This is a genomic window from Nocardia wallacei (genome assembly GCF_029868745.1).
In the GTDB taxonomy this organism is placed as follows: domain Bacteria; phylum Actinomycetota; class Actinomycetes; order Mycobacteriales; family Mycobacteriaceae; genus Nocardia; species Nocardia wallacei_B.
The window spans coordinates 1-16,452 of sequence record NZ_JARWOP010000020.1 but is presented as its reverse complement, the minus strand read 5'-3'; the positions used below and the strand labels follow the sequence as shown (position 1 = coordinate 16,452).

Genomic DNA, 16,452 nt, shown 5'->3' with positions numbered 1-16,452 from the left:
TCAACATCACCCCCACCCCGGTCTCCCCCCCCGCGGGCGAGTATACCTGCGCGCCCGCCATCCCCCCCGGCCCCCGGCCCCGCGGCTTAACCCCCCACCCCCCCCCCCCGACCGCGGCGGGGGCACTTCTTTTTTCGAGGGGTGTGCTCAGTCCGCGGCGACGGCGAAGAAGTCGCGGGAGTGGGCCGGTCGTTCGATCTCGTCGACCACCGCGCGGGCGAAGTCCGGGTAGGTGATGCGCAGCTCGAATTCGGCCGGGGCGAATCGGTAGCGGCCCACCGGCTCGCCGGTGTGGTCGAAGTCGCCGGACGGGGCCACGACCGTCCAGTCGATCGTGGTGTCCGCCGAGCGCAGGGCGTCGGTTCCGGCGCTGTGCCCGAGGATGAACGGGAGGTGCTCGGGGGGAAATTCGATGGAGTCGCGCAGCAGCACGCCGTCGGCGTTGGGCACGTTGGTGGCCAGGCCGATCGCGACGAGCCGCGGGACGCCCGCGGTGGTGAGCCCGGTGAGCAGGGCACGGACGGCGGCCGGGAAGAACTCGCCCGCCGGGACGTCGAGAGTCGCCGCGGCGTGCACCGCGACGTCGTGGCCAGCGGCCAGCTCCGCGACCCGGTCGGCGTCGGTGACGTCGCCGGTCGTCGCGTCGAGGTCCGCGTGCTTGGACGGGTCGTGTACCACTCGTGTCACCGCGTGGCCCCGGGACTGTGCCTCCGCCGCGATGGTGCGGCCCGCGCGGCCGCCTGCTCCGAAAACGATGATTTTCGCCATGGCTGGGACGGTAGCGGGGACCATGGTTACCGCCCGGATACCTCATGTCTCGCTAAGCTGGGACGATGCGACCGCTCCATCCGCAGATGTTCGACGAACTGTGCCCGTCGGTCTTGTCGCCCGTTCGCATCGGGGACAAGTGGGGCGCACTGGTCGTGGCCTGTCTCGCCGACGGGCCCCGCCGGTACTCCGAGCTCCGAATTCCATTGGCGCGCATCACGCCCAAGGTCATGACGCAGTCCCTGCGGACCCTCGAGCGGCTCGGTCTGGTGGCTCGGACCGTGGTGGGCCGCCAGGTCACCTACGAGCTGACCGCTCTCGGCTACAGCATGCTCGAACCGCTGGAGGCGATCTGCGTGTGGGCGGCCGAGCACTGGGACGAACTGGTCGACGCCGTGGACCCGGACGGGGAGTCGGAAGCGCTGGGGGCCTGAGTGCCCGTCGCCTCAGGACCTTTGCCGCGCCGGGTGTTCCGTGCCGTTCCCGGCCGTCTCCTCCTGGCGCAGGTCGCGTACGAGCAGGGTGGCGCCCGCGACCGCGCCGGGCATGAGGAATACCGCTACGAACGGGATGAGGAAGGCCGCGGCCAGGGGAATGCCGAAGCCCCACACCAGCATTCGGCGGGTGCGCAGCAGGTTCAGTTGATCGCGGAGTTCGACGCCGCGCCGGGCGAGGGCCACCGAGGTCAATTCCTGGGCGAGGAACCAACCGGTGACACAGACTCCCAGCACGGGCACCACGGTCTGGCCGACCACCGGCAGGAATCCCGCGGCGAACAGGAGTACGCCCCAGCAGACCGCGCGCGCCACGATCCGTAGCCCGTCGCGTACCGAGATCCACAGTTCGCGCAGGAACGGCAGCCCCGATTCCGGCGCGGTGCCGTCGGGCGACTGTGACCGGTCCACCTGCTCGGACAGCGCCTCGTAGAACGGCTGGCCGATCACCAGCGTCACCGCGGTGAAGGTGACCACCGACAGCAGCAGCCCGAGCGCCACCAGCAACACCGCGAGAAAGCCCCGCAGCAGCCCCGGCCACGGCGACGCCCAGGAGTCGGCGAACGGCGTCGCCCAATCGACGATATCCCCCGCGAAGACCACCAGCGCCACCAGCGCCGCCACGTACAGCACCAGCGAGATCAACCCAGGAATCAACCCCAACCCGAGCGCCCGCCGATGCGCCCCCACCCACCGCTGCCCGCGCAACAGATACCCGAACCCATTCGCCAGATCACGCACCGCCCCAGGGTAATCGGGTCTCATCCGTACGGGCCGGTTCCGCACCGGTCCGGCGTGGTCGGATCCCGTCCGTGTGGCCCGGTTCCGCACCGGTCCGGCGTCGTTGGGTTCCGTCCGCGCGGCGGGCATCCGCACCGGGCCAGTGTGGTCGTTCCTCCGTGTGGTCTGGTTCCGCACCGCTCGGTGTGGTCGGGTTCTGTCCGTGCGGCCTGTTTTCACTCCGGCGCAGCGTGGTTGGGTCCCGGTCCGTGCGGCGGGCTTAGGTCGGCGTTGGTGATGAGAGTGCGGGCGCCGACGTCGGCTGCCAGCAGGATGATGGCGCCGATCAGCACGGAAAGGGGATCAGGACGCGGTGGGCGGGGCGGACGGCGCACCGGGCCGGTGTGGTCGGTTCCATCCGCGTGGGCTGGTTCCGCACCGCTCTCGGTGTGGTCGGGTTCTGTCCGTGCGGCCTGTTTCCCCCGGCGCGGCGTGGTCGGGTCTCATCCGTACGGCCTGCTTCCGCACCGGGTCAGTGTGGTCGGGTCCCGTCCGCGTGGGCCGGTTCCGTATCGCCCCTGCGTGATCGGATCTCGCTTGCGTGGCTCGCTCGCACAGTGTCCCTCGGTATGCGTCTGCTGTGTCTGTTCACCCAGGGACCGAGCCGGTTCCATACCCGGGGCCGTGAGTGGTGGACATCGGTGGTTACGGCTGCCGGAGGTTGTCCATCTGCTGTGGCCGGGCGGTGGGCTGGTTCCACCGCTGGTACGGGGTTGCTGTCGGGCCGGTGGGGTGTGGGTTGCGAAGAGTTGTGTGCGTGTGGGGGTTCACAGGAGGGGGTTGGGGTCGGGGGTGGGTGGCGGGCCTAGAGTTGGGGCCGTGTCCGAATCCCGAACCACTGTGGGTCCGCATTCCGATGGCGCGTCGGCGCGTGAGGGGGAGGCCGGGTTTCCGTTCTCGGCTGTGGTGGGGCAGGAGCGGCTGCAGTTGGGGTTGATCTTGTGCGCGGTGCATCCGGGTATCGGCGGTGTGCTGGTGCGTGGGGAGAAGGGCACCGCGAAGTCGACGGTGGTGCGGGCGCTCGCGGAGTTGCTGCCGCCGGTCGTGGACGAGCGTGGGGAGCGGCCCGCGCGGCTGGTGGAGCTGCCGGTCGGGGCCACCGAGGACCGGGTGGTCGGTTCGCTGGATCTGCAGCGCGTGCTGCGCGACGGCGAACAGGCGTTCCGGCCCGGACTGCTGGCCGCCGCGCACCACGGCGTGCTCTATGTCGACGAGGTGAACCTGCTGCACGACCATCTGGTGGACGTGCTGCTCGACGCCGCGGCCATGGGCCGGGTGCACATCGAACGCGACGGGGTGTCGCATTCGCATCCGGCGCGGTTCGTGCTGGTCGGCACCATGAATCCGGAGGAGGGGGAGCTGCGCCCGCAGCTGCTGGACCGCTTCGGCTTGACCGTCGATGTGGCCGCCTCCCGCGACGTCGATGTGCGCATGGCGGTGGTGCGCCGGCGGCTGGACTACGAGGCCGACCCGGCGGCCTTCGCGACTCGCTACGCCGAGGCCGATCGTGAGGTGGCCCAGCGCATTCGGGCTGCGCGCCGCCGACTCGGGGCAGTGGCCCTCGACAATGTGGAACTGCGCCGGATCGCCGCGCTGTGTGCCTCCTTCGACGTCGACGGTATGCGCGCCGACCTGGTGGTGGCCCGTACCGCGACCGCACACGCCGCGTGGCGGGGCGGGGAGCGGGTGACGGCCGAGGATGTGCGTGTCGCGGCGGAACTGGCCCTGCCGCATCGTCGTCGGCGTGATCCGTTCGACGAGCCGGGCATCAGCGAGGAGCAGCTGGACGAGGCCATGCGGCAGGCCGACGAGGAGGTTGCCCGCGCTGAGCCCGAAAACGGCGGCGGCACAGGCGAACCGGATGCGTCGCAGGATGGCGGTGCCGACTCGGACGGCGTGCCCAGTGATGGATCGGGTGGGGCGAACGGTGATCCCGGTGAGTCGAGTGATGGTTCGCGGGGGCCGCGGGACCGCACCGACGAACCGGGTGACCGAGGGCCGAAGGGCGACCCCGACGACCCGAGCGCCCGTCTCCGCGATTCCGATAACGGTCCCGGCGATCCGGACCTGCACAACGGACCGGACGACCCGGACAACGGACCCGGTGATCCGGACAGCGGGCCCGATGGCCCGGACGACGGACCTGATGGTCCGGACGGTGGGCCTGACAATCCGGATGGTGGCCCGGGCTCCGGGCGCGGGCAGTCTCGCGCGGGCAATGCGGGTACGCCGGTGAATGCCGGTGCGCGCCCGCCCCGTTGGGAAATTCCCGGAATCGGCGAGGGCGCTCCCGGCCGTCGCTCCCGTGCCCATACTCGGCACGGCCGGGTGGTGCGCTCCACGGCCGACCCGTCGGCGGGACTGCACTTGCTGGGCACCGTCTTCGCCGCCGCGCCGCACCAGAACGCGCGCGGCCGCGTCGCCGGACCGCTGGCCCTCGAACCGGCGGATCTGCGCGGCGCGTATCGCGAAGGGCGGGAAGGCAATCTGGTGGTGTTCGTGGTGGACGCCTCCGGCTCGATGGCGGCCCGCGACCGCCTGTCCGCGGTGACCGGCGCGGTGGTGGCGCTGCTGCGCGACGCCTATCAGCGCCGCGACAAGGTCGCCGTGATCACCATGCGCGGCGCCGAGGCCGAACTGGTGCTCCCACCGACCTCCTCGGTCGATATCGCGGTGCGCCGCCTGTCCGGCCTCCGTACCGGCGGGAAAACCCCACTGGCGCAAGGACTTCTGAAGGCGCGCGAGATCGTGCAGCGCGAGCGGGTGCGTGATCCGCGCCGCCGCGCGCTGCTGGTGCTGCTCACCGACGGCCGCGCCACCGGCGGCGTCGACCCGCTGCCCCGCGCCCGCGCCGCCGCCCGCCGACTCGCCGGTGACGGTGTGGCCGGAGTGGTGGTCGACTGTGAACGGGGCATGATCCGGCTCGGCCTCGCCGCGGAGCTGGCGCGCGAGCTGCGCGCGACCTATCTGCGGCTGGCCGAACTCACCGGTGACTCGGTGGCCGGTGCGGTGCAGGCGGCGAGGTCTCCCAGCGCGGCCTGATCCGGCCTGCGCGGACACAATTCGCGCTCACGTGGTCGAATTTCGCGCTCTCGCATCGATCTGTGTCCGCTTAGGCCGAGCGCCCACGGGTCGCACCTGTCCGAGCTTTCAAATATTCGATGCCACCCATGGCCGGAACAGCATTCGGCGGCAGAACCCGCAGTCTTCCGCGCGGGCGATGCTAGCCGACAGGATGATCAGCGCGTTTGCGGCCGGGCGGCCGGGGGCAGGCCTTCATCTACATTGACGGCTTCCGCCGCCGTCGTAATTTCATGATCATGTCTGGCAATCCCCGCCTCCCCGGCCTCTCGCTCTCCGAGGCGGATCTGGCGGCGTTCTGATTGTCGACGGCGATTTGATCATCGGCGCCGCGGGCGCGTCCGCGGCACCCGCCGATTCATGCCGCGACAGAGGCGCTGCGCTCGGCCAATGCGGACAGCACGTCGGAGCAACTCGCGTCGACCGTGAGCGTGGCGAGGTCGTCGCCCCGGGTGCGACCGCGATTGAGGATGACCACCGTCCGCCCCGTCTTCGCGGCGTGCCGGACGAACCGCAGCCCCGACATCACCGTCAGCGAAGACCCGGCGACCAGCAGCACCTCGGCCCGGTCCACCACCTCGAACGCGGCCGCCACCCGGTCCTTGGGCACGTTCTCCCCGAAGTAGACGATGTCGGGCTTCAGCATCCCGCCGCAGTGGGCGCAGTCGACCATCCGGAAGCTGCCGGTGTCGATGACCACGGCGTCGGCGTCGGGCGCCACCTCGAGACCGTCGAGAGTGGCGGCCTCGGCGAAGCCCGGGTTCGCGTCCTCGAGCCGGTCGGCCAGTGTCATGCGGGAGATCAGGGCGTCGCAGCGCAGGCAGCGCACCCGCGCGTAGGTGCCGTGCAGGTCCAGCACCCGGCGGCTGCCGGCCTTGGTGTGTAGCAGGTCGACGTTCTGGGTGATCACGCCAGTCACGATGCCCGCGCGTTCCAGCCGTGCGAGGGCGCGGTGCCCGGGGTTCGGCCGCGCGGCGTCCATGCGCCGCCAGCCGACGTGGTTGCGGGCCCAATAACGCTGCCGGAACACCGGATCGCCGACGAACTGCTGATAGGTCATCGGGGTGCGCGGCGGCGAGCCCGGACCGCGGTAGTCGGGAATACCACTGTCGGTGGAGATCCCGGCGCCGGTCAGCACGGCCGTGCGGCGGCCCGCGACAAGCTCCAGCAGGGCATCGACGGGTGGCGGCAGATCCGGCATGCCATCCAGGGTACGGGCGGGTCAGCGCAACCGCGGCGGTCGCGATATGGCACCGTGGAGCGGCAGTGCAGGTGCGAGAAGGAGCGAATTGATGCCCAAGGGTGTTCCGGAGACGATTCCCGACGACGGACTGACCACCCGGCAGCGGCGCAATCAGCCGGTCCTCGCGGTGCACACCGGGCCGGGCAAAGGCAAGTCGACCGCGGCGTTCGGCATGGCGTTGCGCGCCTGGAACCAGGGCTTCGACGTCGCGGTGTTCCAGTTCGTCAAGAGCGCCAAATGGAAGGTGGGGGAGGAGGCGGCGTTCCGTACGCTCGGCCGCCTGCATGCGGAGACCGGGACCGGCGGGGCGGTCGAATGGCACAAGATGGGCGAGGGCTGGTCGTGGGTGCGCAAGGCGGGCACCGAGGAGGACCACGCCGCCGCGGCGCTGGCCGGCTGGCAGGAGATCTCCCGCCGCCTCGCCGCCGAGCAGCATCGGTTCTACGTGCTCGACGAATTCACCTATCCGTTGAAGTGGGGCTGGGTCGACGTGGACGAGGTGGTCGAGACCCTGCGTACCCGGCCCGGCAACCAGCACGTGGTGATCACCGGCCGCGATGCCCCGCCCGCGCTGATCGAGGCGGCGGACCTGGTGACCGAGATGAGCAAGGTCAAGCATCCGATGGATGCGGGGCGCAAGGGTCAGCGGGGCATCGAGTGGTGAGATCGGAACCGTCCGGGCGTCGGGGGATTCGGTGAGCACTCCGGCTGTGGTGATCGCCGCGCCCGCCTCGGGGAGCGGAAAGACCACTCTCGCAACGGGTTTGATCGGTGCGCTGCGGCGCGCGGGGCATCGGGTGGCCCCGTTCAAGGTGGGGCCGGACTACATCGATCCCGGTTATCACGGACTCGCCGCGGGGCGGCCGGGGCGGAACTTGGATCCGGTGCTGGTCGGCGTGGACCGCGTGGTGCCCCTGTACCAGCACGGTGCCCGCGGCTGCGACCTCGCCGTGGTCGAGGGGGTGATGGGGCTGTTCGACGGACGCATCGACGACAACCATGCGTCGGCCGTCGCGGAAGGATCGACCGCGCAGGTGGCGGCGTTGCTCGGAGCCCCGGTGGTGCTGGTGGTCGACGCGCGCGGACACAGTCAGAGCCTCGCGGCGCTACTGCACGGATTCGCGACCTTCGACAGCGAGATCCGGCTCGGCGGAGTCATTCTCAACCGCGTCGGCAGCGAACGGCACGAGGAGGTCCTGCGCGCGGCCTGCGACCGGGTCGGCCTGCCGGTGCTGGGCGCACTGCCTCGCATGGCCGAATTATCGGTCCCCTCACGGCATCTGGGCCTGATCCCCGCCGTCGAACACGGCTCCGCCGCCCGAACCGCGGTCGACGCAATGACCGAACTCGTCGCCGCACACGTAGATCTGGCCGCACTGGCACGACTGGCCGCAATGCGTGCGTCCGCCCCCGCATGGAACCCGGCCGACGAGGTCCGTTCCGCGGTAGACGGCGTGATCCCCTCACCTGGTGTGGGCGCGTCACCTGCCCCCGCGATCGCGGGCGAGCCCGAGCAAGAGGGGGACGTGGTGGCGCGCAGTGCTTCTCGGTCGCCGATCATTGCGTTGGCGGGGGGCGTGGCGTTCACCTTCGGGTACGCGGAGCACCGCGAGTTGCTGGAGGCCGCGGGGGCAACGGTGGTGGTGATCGATCCTTTGCGTGATGAATTGCCCACCGGCACAGTCGGTCTGGTGCTGCCAGGTGGGTTCCCGGAGGAGCATGCCGCCGCGCTCGCCGCCAACGAACCGTTGTTGGCCGCGGTCGCCGCGGAGGCGCGGCGCGGGATGCCGATCCACGCCGAATGTGCCGGGCTGCTGTATTTGACGCGTTCGCTCGACGGCCACCGGATGGCCGGAGTAGTAGACGCCACAGCGGAATTCGGCTCCCGACTCACCCTCGGCTACCGCGATGCCGTGGCCCTCGCGGATTCGCCGCTGTGGCCCGCCGGTACTCGCGTCCGCGGCCACGAATTCCACCGCACCCACCTCACCACCGCCGACACCGCCACCCCCGCATGGGCCTGGCGCGCACCCACCGGCGCCACCATCCGCGAGGGCACCCTCACCCACCGAGTCCACGCCTCCTACCTCCACACCCACCCCGCCGGAAACCCCGAAGCCACAACCCGTTTCGTCACGACAGCCACCACCCACGCCACCCACCGCGCCGACGCATGAACCACCCACCCCAATTCACCCCCGACGACGGCCGAGTCCACCCACGCCCGCACGCGAGCCTCCCCGCCCAGCGGCAACCGAATACGCACCGACCTGCCCGAACTCTCCATCGCACGTCGCCGCCACCCGCGCGATCGGCCGCAGCCGAATGGGTTCCGCCTTGGCGGGACTCCGTGCCACGGCACGTCGGAGGCGAGGCGGTCTGCCGCCGTATTGGCTTGTGCCGCATGTTTTTCGTGTCCGGACGGTCCTCTCGTGCCGGGGAATGAACTGGTGGTCGGGATCGGTTTTCGTCCGGATACCGATGCTGCGGTAATTCTTGCGGCCGTGCGGGAAGTGGTGGGGGACGGCGCGGTTCGGTGTTTGGCGACGGTTGAGCGGCGGGGTGGGGAGGCGGGGCTGGTTGCTGCGGCGGGGGAACTCGGGGTGGGCATAGTGGCCTTTTCCGCGGAGCGGTTGGCGGCGGTCGAGGTGCCGAATCCGTTGTCTCGCACGGCGTCGGCTGTCGGGACTCCCAGTGTGGCCGAGGCCGCGGCCTTGTGTGCCGCCGTGGACGGAGTGCTACTTGTCCCGAAACGGGTGGTACGCGGCGTTACGGTCGCGGTGGCCCGCTGAGCCTGCTGGCCGCGGACTCAGCCTCGCCAGGACTCCAGGACGCTGTCGAGGGCCGGGCGGATTGTGGTGCGGGCGTCCATGCGGGGGACGCCGTCCATCAGGAGGCGGTCGTAGTCGGTGTCGCGGTGGCGGATGGAGGCTATGACGGCGAGGGTGATGGCCTCGGGGTCGAGGAGTTGGGCGGCCGCGCTGCGGCCCACGCGGCCGCTGCCGCGGACCGCGGCGTGGGCGGCGATCTCCTCGGCGCGGGTGGCGGGGCAGCGGGGGAACAGGCGCAGGATTTCCGCTGCCATCCGGGCTTGGAATTCCACGTCTTGGGCGGCGCGCCGGATTCGGTCGCGTTCGCGGCGTCGTTCGCGCAGGTCCTCGTCGGCGAGACACTGTTCCTCGGCGCGGGCGAGCGCGGCCTCCTCGACGAGGATGCCCTGGCGTTCGTACCGGCGGCGGCGCTTGTTGAAGCGCATCACGACCGCGGCCAGCGTGCTCTCCTTCTTCGCCCGCCGGCTCAGCGCCGCGTCCCCGGCGGGCAGGAACTCCAGATGGTCGAGGTCGGCGCAGGTCAGGCAGAGCGCACCGGCGGTGGACATGATCAGGTGCGGCCCGGTTTCGCCGCATTCGACGCAGGCCCACACCTCCTGCGCCTCGACCACCACCAGATCCGGCGCCTTGTTCTGCCGCCGCACCAGCTGTTCGCGTCGCGCGGGGCTGAGATCGCCGGAGAGCCAATGCATTCGGAACGCGGTGTCGTCGCCCTCGGCGAGGAATCGGAGCGGCTGCCGATCCCGGGTGCCCGACAGGTACGCGGTCTCGCTGGCGGTCAGGCCCCGGTCCCGCGCCCAGTCGCGCAGGATGTCCACCGCGTCACCGAGCCGTCGCGCGTCCACCGCGGCGAGTTCCTCCAGCGAATCGACCCGGCCCTGCCGCCACCGATCCACGTGACTCGAATGCACCCAGCCCACCCCGGTGAACACGTCGATCGCCGACACGTACCGCTGCCGGGCCAGTACCGCCTCCGCCGCCTCGACCACCCGCCGCCGCAGTTTCGCCACGTCGGTGAACACTAGGACTACGGCGCCACCGAGGTCCAGTCGGCGAAGCCGGTCGGGTCGTGGCGGCCCAGGCTCGCGTGCTCGAACAAGCCCCAGCCTTCGGCCCCGTTGCAGCGCGCCCGGGCGACATGATCGATCACACCCCATGGAATGCGCCCGGCGACGGCCGGATCGGTGAGATCGTAGGCGGCGCTCGCCGACCACCCCGCGCCCTTCCACTGGCCGTGCCCCCAATCCGGATCACCGCCGTATCCGCAGCCGATGTGCAACGCCATGAAGGTGTGCGGTGTGATCTCCACCTCGAGCGGTGTGCCGTCGGGCGCGGTCAGTTCCAGCCGCGCGGCGACGGGAATCCTGGTGCCGGAACGGTATTCGATGTGCACCCGCGGCCAGCCGAGCTGCTCGACCCGGCCGTCCGGCCAGATCCGGGTGGCGTCGTTGAGCGTGCGGAAGCCGTCCGGGTTCTCCTGCACGATCACCACTATCGCGAAATCGTCGAACCGCAGCGGTACGTACAGCCACCAGAACCCGCCCGCCCCTTCGGCATTGGCGCGCCCGGCCGGTTCCGCCTCGCCGACGGGGCGGATGCCCCACGAGCGGTCCCGCGTCCCGGTCCACAGCCGCGGGTCGACGGCGATGTCCGTGCCGTCCACGCGGAGCGTCCCCGCCCACGAACCGACCTGCGCGAAACGCGACGCGTCGATGATCGGCCGACTGCCCGCGAGGATCAGATGCGGCTGCTCCTGCACGGCGGGGAAGGCGCCCGTCCAGGTGAGGTCGAAACCCAGATCGTCGTGCTCGCAGACGATCCGGAGCCGCCGCAACGGCTCCAGCACCTCGATGCGGTACCCGCCGACGCGCTGGTCCAGCCCGCGTTCGGCCAGCGCGTCGGAGAACCGCACCACGCGTTGCGTATCGCCTCGGCGCACGGCGGCATACGCGTCGACCACGCCCAGGTTCGGATACACGCCGAAACCCGTGACCAGCAACGTGCCGCCGTCGCGGTCGTGGGCGTTGAAGTAGCTGCGGTCGTAGAAGTTCCGATCGCTGCTCGCGACCCGGGCCAGCGACAGCGGGGTCTGATGGATGGGGTATTCGTCCAGTGGTACCGGCGCGGACATGCTCGCTCCTGTTCGAGGTCAATCCCAGTGGTAGGCGCCGGCGAGCAGGGCCTCCAGGCTCGGCCGGTGCATGACGTAGTCGTCGCGGTCTTCGGTGTCGGTGTCCTCGCCGAAATGGATCATCCGGCGCTTGATGCGGGCCATCACGATCCCGTGCCGCAGCGCGGCGTAGACCACGTACCAGTCCAGGTCGCGCACGGTGTGCCCGGTGCGCTGCTCGTAGCGCCGCACCACGTCGTCGCGGCGCAGGTAGTCGGGCAGGCCGGGCTGGTCGAAGCGGACGGCGAGATCCTGGAAGAAGCGGTGGATGAAGATGATCCAGGCGATATCGATCTCGCGCGGCCCCAGCGCGGCCATCTCCCAGTCCAGGACGGCGACCGGGTCGAACTCACGATAGATGATGTTGCCCGGCCGGGCATCGCCCCAGTTGAGCACGTCCGGCCCCGGATCGGCGGGCCAGTTCTCCTCCAGCCAGTCGAACGTTCGCTCCAGCAGCGGAATGCGATAGCCGTCGTCGGCCAGCGCCCAGCGGTACCAGGCGCGCTGGGCGTCGACGTGGCGGCGCAGCGCCGAACCCGGTCCGTCCAGCACGGGAAACTTCGCGGCCGGGTCGGGGATGGCATGGATCCGGGCGATGATGTCGACGGTGTTGCGGGTCAGTCGCAGCCGCTGTTCGGGCGTTGCGTCGAACAGCCAGCCGACGAACACGTACGGCGGATTGTCCTCGGGGATGCGCCCGTCCACCCGTCGCATCACGAAGAACGGCGCACCGAGTACGGAGTCGTCGGGCTCCAGCCAGCACAGCGGCGGCACCGGTACGTCGCTGTGCTCCGCCACGCCGGACATGACCGCGTACTGGGTGGCGAGATCGTAGGTCTCGAAGACCGGGAAGGACCCCTCCTCCGGGGCCATGCGCACCACGTACGAGCCGCTCCCGGCGCGGCCGTCCGCCTCCCATTCCGCGTCGAACAACACCGACGAACTCGACATGCCGCCGGCCTGCGGTCGGGACGCGCCGGTGATCCGCGGCGGGGAGTCGCAGTCCAGCCGCGCGCCCAGCCAGTCGGTTAGGCGGCCGGTGAGGTCGTCGAGGTCGCGGGCGCTGGTGGTCAGCTGCCGTCGCCGGCCGGGATCGGATTCGGGCTCGGCCGCCATGGCACGTCCTCCTGGCATGTGAAAAACATTGTGCACCAACGTGTTCCGTGCGGCTCCGGGTGAGCGGCGACGGGCGTGGTGGAAGAAATGTAACGCGTTCTACCCCGCCGTGGGTGCGGAATCCGGCGGCGAGATTCCCGCGCGTCCGGTGACCGGGACGGCCGATTGCCGCGCCGGTGCACTCGTACCCGGGTATCGGGCCGCACCCGCGACTCACCCGGAGGTCGGTCCGGCATGTCGATCCTCCGGGGGACGCGCGTGCGGCGATACCGCACGTAACCTGCGCTGAGTTCGGACCACGCGGCACGGCTCCACCCACGGCACGGGTGTAAATCGGGGTCTTCCCCGAGGCGTGCGGCGGGGTGCGGCCCGTAGTTTCGATGAGCGATTCTTTTCGGAAAGGGGACGAGCGTGAGCGCAGTCGCGACAGCGGCCGAACCGGTGGCGGCGCAATCGGGGACCGAGGAGCCGCCGCGCACCGGGTGGCACCCGGCGACGCGGATCGCGTTCCGCTTCACCTTCTTGTACTTCGGGCTGTTCTGCGTGGTCTATCCGCAACCGATCTACGAGTTCGTGGGCTGGTTCGGCACCTGGCTGCCGGACGACGCGGTGCTGTGGCAGGCGCGTGTGCTGGAGCCGGTGCTGTCCTGGGTGGGCCGCACGGTCTTCGGCGCCGACGTGCGCCTGCACTTCAACGGCAGCGGCGATCAGGGCATCTTCTGGGTGCTGCTGTTCTGCCTGCTGGTGATCGCGGTAGCGGGCACGCTGATCTGGACGTTGCTGGATCGCCGCCCGGAGTACCGGCGGCTGTCGGGCTGGTTCCTGCTGTTCCTGCGGCTGTGCGTGGCCGGGCAGATGGTGAATTACGGTCTGGCCAAGGTGATTCCGACCCAGATGCCGGAGCCGGCGCTGTCGACGCTGCTGGAGCCCTACGGCAACCAGCCGCCGTTCGCGGTGCTGTGGAACCAGGTCGGGGTGTCGCCGGTGTACGAGATCCTGCTCGGCTCGGCGGAACTGCTGGCGGGCCTGCTGCTGTTCATCCCGCGCACCGCGGTGCTGGGCGCGATGCTCACGCTGGTCAGCATGGCGCAGGTGTTCCTGCTGAACATGACCTTCGGCGTGCCGGTGAAGATCCTGTCCGGGCATCTGCTGCTGATGAGCCTGGTGCTGCTGGCCCCCGAGGCGCGCCGGTTGACCGCGGCCCTGGTGCTGAACCGCGCGACCGGTCCGTCCACCACGCCGTATCCCTTCCGGACGGTTCGCTCCCGGCGGATCGCCGCGTGGGCGCAGGTAGCGCTCGGGATCTGGGTGACGGCCTCGGTCGCACATCTCACCTGGGGTTTCTGGCAGGAGAGCGGCCCGGATCGGCCGAAGCCGGCGCTGTACGGCATCTGGTCGGTGTCGGAGTTCACCCGGGACGGGCAGCCGGTCGCGCCGCTGCTCACCGATGAGAACCGGTGGCGCACAGTCGTGGTCGACTACCCCGGCATGATCAGCTACCAGCGCATGGACGGCACCATGGTGACCGTGCCGGGAACGGTCGACGCCGCGACGCATCGCATGGAGATCACCGGCGGACCGCAGCAACCGGCCGCGCTCACCTTCGAACAGCCCGCCCCCGACCGGGCCGTGCTGACCGGCGAGCTGAGCGGGCACCCGGTGACCATCACGCTGCAGCGCGTGGACCCCGACAGTTTCCCGTTGCGCAGCACGAAGTTCCGGTGGGTGCAGGACGCGCCCGCCGAATGATCAGCGTCCCGCCGCGCCGATCTGGTTGGCCCAGTTGGGATTCGGCTGATAGAACTCGCCCGATCCGGGTGTGAAGGCGCCGAGCGCGTACGCGTCACCCCACAGCTGCGCCACCAGCCAGGCCGTGGGATATCCGAGATAGCCGAAGACGCCGGTGGTGCACGGCGCCGAGGCCCGGGCGCAGTCCGGCTGCCCCTGGACGTCGTTGTGGTTGGCGCGCACCAGCGTTCCCCACGCCTTGGTCACCGAGCCGGGCAGGGCGTCGTAGTAGGCGCGGTTCGACTGCAATCCCTGCGGTTGCCACGGTGGCTGGTTCGACGGCGAGATCAGCGCGTCGTCGGCGCCGTTGACGAACAGCACCGAACCGCCGCCGATCCTGCGGGTGTCGGCGCACCGAGTGGGATCTTTGCAGAACGCCTGTGCCGGAAGTTCCACCGGGACAGCCGTTTTGATCAGGCCACCGGAGTCGGCCAGGGCGTTGAGGACGCCGGTGGCCCCCTGCGAGTGACCCATCGCGCCGACCGCCGCGGTGTTCAGCCGATCGTGGAAGACGCTGGACGGATCGGCGGCCGCATCGATGAGATGCCGTGCCGCACTGGTGATATCGGCCCCGGTCCCGGTGTTGCGGTTCGCCGTGGCGACCACCACGAAACCCCACGACGCCAGGTGCTCCAGCAGGTGCGCGTACTGGCTGGGCACGGCGTTGGTGCCGTTGCCCCAGGTGATGATCGGGTGCCGCATCCCGCCCGCGCCCAGATTCGCCGGATACCAGACGTCGAAGGGGGCGCCGGTGGAGTCGCAGCAGCCGACACCGGGCTGCGCGGTGACCGGCCACGGACCGTGCTGGGAGAACACCGTCTCCACCACGCCGACCGGCCGATACGGCGGATCGGCGTGCGCGACCGGCGCCGCGGCCAGGACGAACGCGGACAGGGCCACCAGGATCCGGAAGACGCCTCGTCGCATAACGGGAGCATAGAAGCAGACCGCCCGGGGCGCGCGGGACCCGCGGAATACGCGCGCGGCGTGCAGGGTTCGTTCCGAAGGTGACAGCCGAACTTTCCGACGAACTGAAGAAGCACCTCGACAACGAGAAGGTGTTCGCCACGATGGCCACGATCGGCCGCGACGGTCAGCCGCATCTGACCGTCAACTGGATCGAGCGCGACGGCGACGAACTGCTGTATTCCACGACGGTGTCGCGGCAGCAGTACAAGAACCTCGCCCGCGACCCCCGGATCACCGTCCTGATCAACCCGCCGGAGACGCCGTACGTGTACGCGCAGATCCGCGGCACGGTCACCATCACGGCGGACCCGGCGCGCGAAATGCCGGACCGGTTGTCGCTCGAGTACACCGGCAAGCCGTACGCCGAGTTCAACCCGGCCTCGGTCGAGGACGCCGACCGCGTGACCGTGCGTATCACACCGACCAAGGTGCTCGGCCGCTTCTGAGCGGTTACCGGACGCAGTGGGCGATTGCCGGACTCATCGGCGCAGGCCGTAGGCTCGAACCTTGTGCCGAACACGCCAGCCGACCCGCATGCAGGAGACCCGAACTACTTGGTCGGGCTCGATCTCGCCGGCCGTCGCGTCGTCGTGGTGGGCGGCGGAACCGTCGCCCAGCGCAGGCTCGGGCTGCTCATCGCGTCCGGCGCCGACGTGCACGTGATCAGCCGCGCCGTCACGCCGGCCGTGGAGGGCATGGCGACTTCCGGGCAGCTCACCCTGCACCTGCGCGACTACGCCGACGGTGATCTCGAGGATGCCTGGTACGCCATCGCCTGCACCGACGAACCGGAGACCAACGCCGCGATCGTCGCCGAGGCCACCGCCCGCCGCGTCTTCTGCGTGCGCGCCGACGTCGCGCGGCTCGGGACCGCCGTCACTCCGGCCACCGCCCGCTACGACGGCATGACGCTCGGTGTGCTGGCGGGCGGCCAGCATCGCCGGTCGGCCGCCGTGCGGACGGCCCTGCTGGAGGCGTTGCAGTCCGGCGTCGTATCCGACGACGCCGCGCCGCCCACCCCCCGCGTCGCGCGGGTAGGCGGCGGGCCCGGGGGTACCGGTAGTGAAACCGTTCGCGGGCGGGCGTTCGAGCGGTGTACGGGGGGGGGGTGGGGGGTGTGGCGCGTGGGAGGTACTGGGGGGGGAGGGGGCCGTCGCGGCCGCAGTACGGGCTGCCGCGCTCACCGGCGGGGGGCTGCACATCGTGGTGTAC

General features: G+C 70.6%; 15 protein-coding genes and 1 pseudogene. 8 read left to right on the top strand and 8 right to left on the bottom strand.

Annotated features, from left to right (window positions below):
* Positions 1-147: 147 nt before the first annotated feature.
* Positions 148-768, bottom strand: coding sequence for an NAD(P)-dependent oxidoreductase (locus QH470_RS00765; protein ID WP_280270280.1), 621 nt, complete (start codon positions 766-768; stop codon positions 148-150).
* Between the two features lie 65 nt (positions 769-833).
* Here QH470_RS00765 and QH470_RS00760 point away from each other — a divergent pair, with 65 nt between their 5' ends.
* The gene (locus QH470_RS00760) at positions 834-1,202 is read left to right on the top strand and encodes a winged helix-turn-helix transcriptional regulator (protein ID WP_280270279.1); all 369 of its coding nucleotides are present in this window, start codon (positions 834-836) and stop codon (positions 1,200-1,202) included.
* A gap of 12 nt (positions 1,203-1,214) precedes the next feature.
* On the opposite strand, the gene QH470_RS00755 is transcribed toward QH470_RS00760, so the two are convergent.
* Positions 1,215-2,003, bottom strand: a complete 789-nt coding sequence (locus QH470_RS00755; protein ID WP_280270278.1) for an EI24 domain-containing protein — start codon at positions 2,001-2,003, stop codon at positions 1,215-1,217.
* Between the two features lie 260 nt (positions 2,004-2,263).
* Positions 2,264-2,379, bottom strand: a pseudogene (locus tag QH470_RS00750) (iron chelate uptake ABC transporter family permease subunit); the annotation flags it as partial.
* A 503-nt stretch (positions 2,380-2,882) separates the two neighbouring features.
* Between QH470_RS00750 and QH470_RS00745 the strand changes: the two are divergent.
* Entirely contained in the window at positions 2,883-5,084 is a 2,202-nt protein-coding gene (locus tag QH470_RS00745; RefSeq protein ID WP_280270281.1) for a VWA domain-containing protein, read from the top strand.
* A gap of 397 nt (positions 5,085-5,481) precedes the next feature.
* On the opposite strand, the gene QH470_RS00740 is transcribed toward QH470_RS00745, so the two are convergent.
* Positions 5,482-6,324 carry an NAD-dependent protein deacetylase gene (locus QH470_RS00740; protein ID WP_280270277.1) on the bottom strand — a complete coding sequence of 281 codons (843 nt, stop codon included), beginning with the start codon at positions 6,322-6,324 and terminating at the stop codon, positions 5,482-5,484.
* Between the two features lie 91 nt (positions 6,325-6,415).
* Between QH470_RS00740 and cobO the strand changes: the two genes are divergently transcribed.
* The 3 genes from cobO (at position 6,416) to QH470_RS00725 (ending at position 9,158) form a co-directional block, all read left to right on the top strand.
* Complete coding sequence (gene cobO, locus QH470_RS00735; protein WP_280270276.1) at positions 6,416-7,030, top strand: cob(I)yrinic acid a,c-diamide adenosyltransferase; 615 nt, start codon at positions 6,416-6,418, stop codon at positions 7,028-7,030.
* 31 nt (positions 7,031-7,061) lie between these two features.
* A complete protein-coding gene (locus tag QH470_RS00730; RefSeq protein WP_280270275.1) occupies positions 7,062-8,543 on the top strand; it encodes a cobyrinic acid a,c-diamide synthase CobB in 1,482 nt (493 codons plus the stop codon).
* Positions 8,544-8,798: 255 nt separating this feature from the next.
* A complete protein-coding gene (locus QH470_RS00725) occupies positions 8,799-9,158 on the top strand; it encodes a cobalamin biosynthesis protein (RefSeq protein ID WP_342228409.1) in 360 nt (119 codons plus the stop codon).
* A gap of 17 nt (positions 9,159-9,175) precedes the next feature.
* Here the strand turns inward: QH470_RS00725 and QH470_RS00720 are convergent, their stop codons facing one another.
* Genes QH470_RS00720 through QH470_RS00710 form a run of 3 tightly spaced genes read right to left on the bottom strand, consistent with a single transcriptional unit; the run spans position 9,176 to position 12,501 of the window.
* Positions 9,176-10,207, bottom strand: coding sequence for a DUF2293 domain-containing protein (locus tag QH470_RS00720; RefSeq protein ID WP_280270273.1), 1,032 nt, complete (start codon positions 10,205-10,207; stop codon positions 9,176-9,178).
* 17 nt (positions 10,208-10,224) lie between these two features.
* Positions 10,225-11,328, bottom strand: a complete 1,104-nt coding sequence (locus tag QH470_RS00715) for an Rv3169 family protein (RefSeq protein WP_280270272.1) — start codon at positions 11,326-11,328, stop codon at positions 10,225-10,227.
* An 18-nt stretch (positions 11,329-11,346) separates the two neighbouring features.
* Positions 11,347-12,501: a phosphotransferase family protein gene (locus QH470_RS00710; protein WP_280270271.1), complete on the bottom strand. Its 1,155-nt coding sequence runs from the start codon at positions 12,499-12,501 to the stop codon at positions 11,347-11,349.
* Positions 12,502-12,894: 393 nt separating this feature from the next.
* Here QH470_RS00710 and QH470_RS00705 point away from each other — a divergent pair, with 393 nt between their 5' ends.
* Entirely contained in the window at positions 12,895-14,232 is a 1,338-nt protein-coding gene (locus tag QH470_RS00705) for a DoxX family protein (RefSeq protein WP_280270270.1), read from the top strand.
* On the opposite strand, the gene QH470_RS00700 is transcribed toward QH470_RS00705, so the two are convergent.
* Positions 14,233-15,198 (bottom strand): poly(ethylene terephthalate) hydrolase family protein, encoded by a 966-nt coding sequence (locus QH470_RS00700; RefSeq protein WP_280270269.1) that lies wholly within the window; start codon positions 15,196-15,198, stop codon positions 14,233-14,235. It lies immediately after the preceding gene.
* An 80-nt stretch (positions 15,199-15,278) separates the two neighbouring features.
* Between QH470_RS00700 and QH470_RS00695 the strand changes: the two genes are divergently transcribed.
* Both QH470_RS00695 and QH470_RS00690 read left to right on the top strand, forming a co-directional pair.
* A complete protein-coding gene (locus tag QH470_RS00695) occupies positions 15,279-15,686 on the top strand; it encodes a PPOX class F420-dependent oxidoreductase (RefSeq protein WP_280270268.1) in 408 nt (135 codons plus the stop codon).
* Positions 15,687-15,749: 63 nt separating this feature from the next.
* Positions 15,750-16,452 (top strand): precorrin-2 dehydrogenase/sirohydrochlorin ferrochelatase family protein (locus tag QH470_RS00690; protein WP_280270267.1); only part of this gene is annotated, 703 nt, incomplete at its 3' end.

Bases quoted from the DNA above. Each gene is read 5' to 3' on its own strand.
- QH470_RS00740 (WP_280270277.1), bottom strand. From the start codon at position 6,324: ATGCCGGATCTGCCGCCACCCGTCGATGCCCTGCTGGAGCTTGTCGCG.
- QH470_RS00765 (WP_280270280.1), bottom strand. From the start codon at position 768: ATGGCGAAAATCATCGTTTTCGGAGCAGGCGGCCGCGCGGGCCGCACC.
- cobO (WP_280270276.1), top strand. From the start codon at position 6,416: ATGCCCAAGGGTGTTCCGGAGACGATTCCCGACGACGGACTGACCACC.
- QH470_RS00710 (WP_280270271.1), bottom strand. From the start codon at position 12,501: ATGCCAGGAGGACGTGCCATGGCGGCCGAGCCCGAATCCGATCCCGGC.
- QH470_RS00760 (WP_280270279.1), top strand. From the start codon at position 834: ATGCGACCGCTCCATCCGCAGATGTTCGACGAACTGTGCCCGTCGGTC.
- QH470_RS00700 (WP_280270269.1), bottom strand. From the start codon at position 15,198: ATGCGACGAGGCGTCTTCCGGATCCTGGTGGCCCTGTCCGCGTTCGTC.
- QH470_RS00715 (WP_280270272.1), bottom strand. From the start codon at position 11,328: ATGTCCGCGCCGGTACCACTGGACGAATACCCCATCCATCAGACCCCG.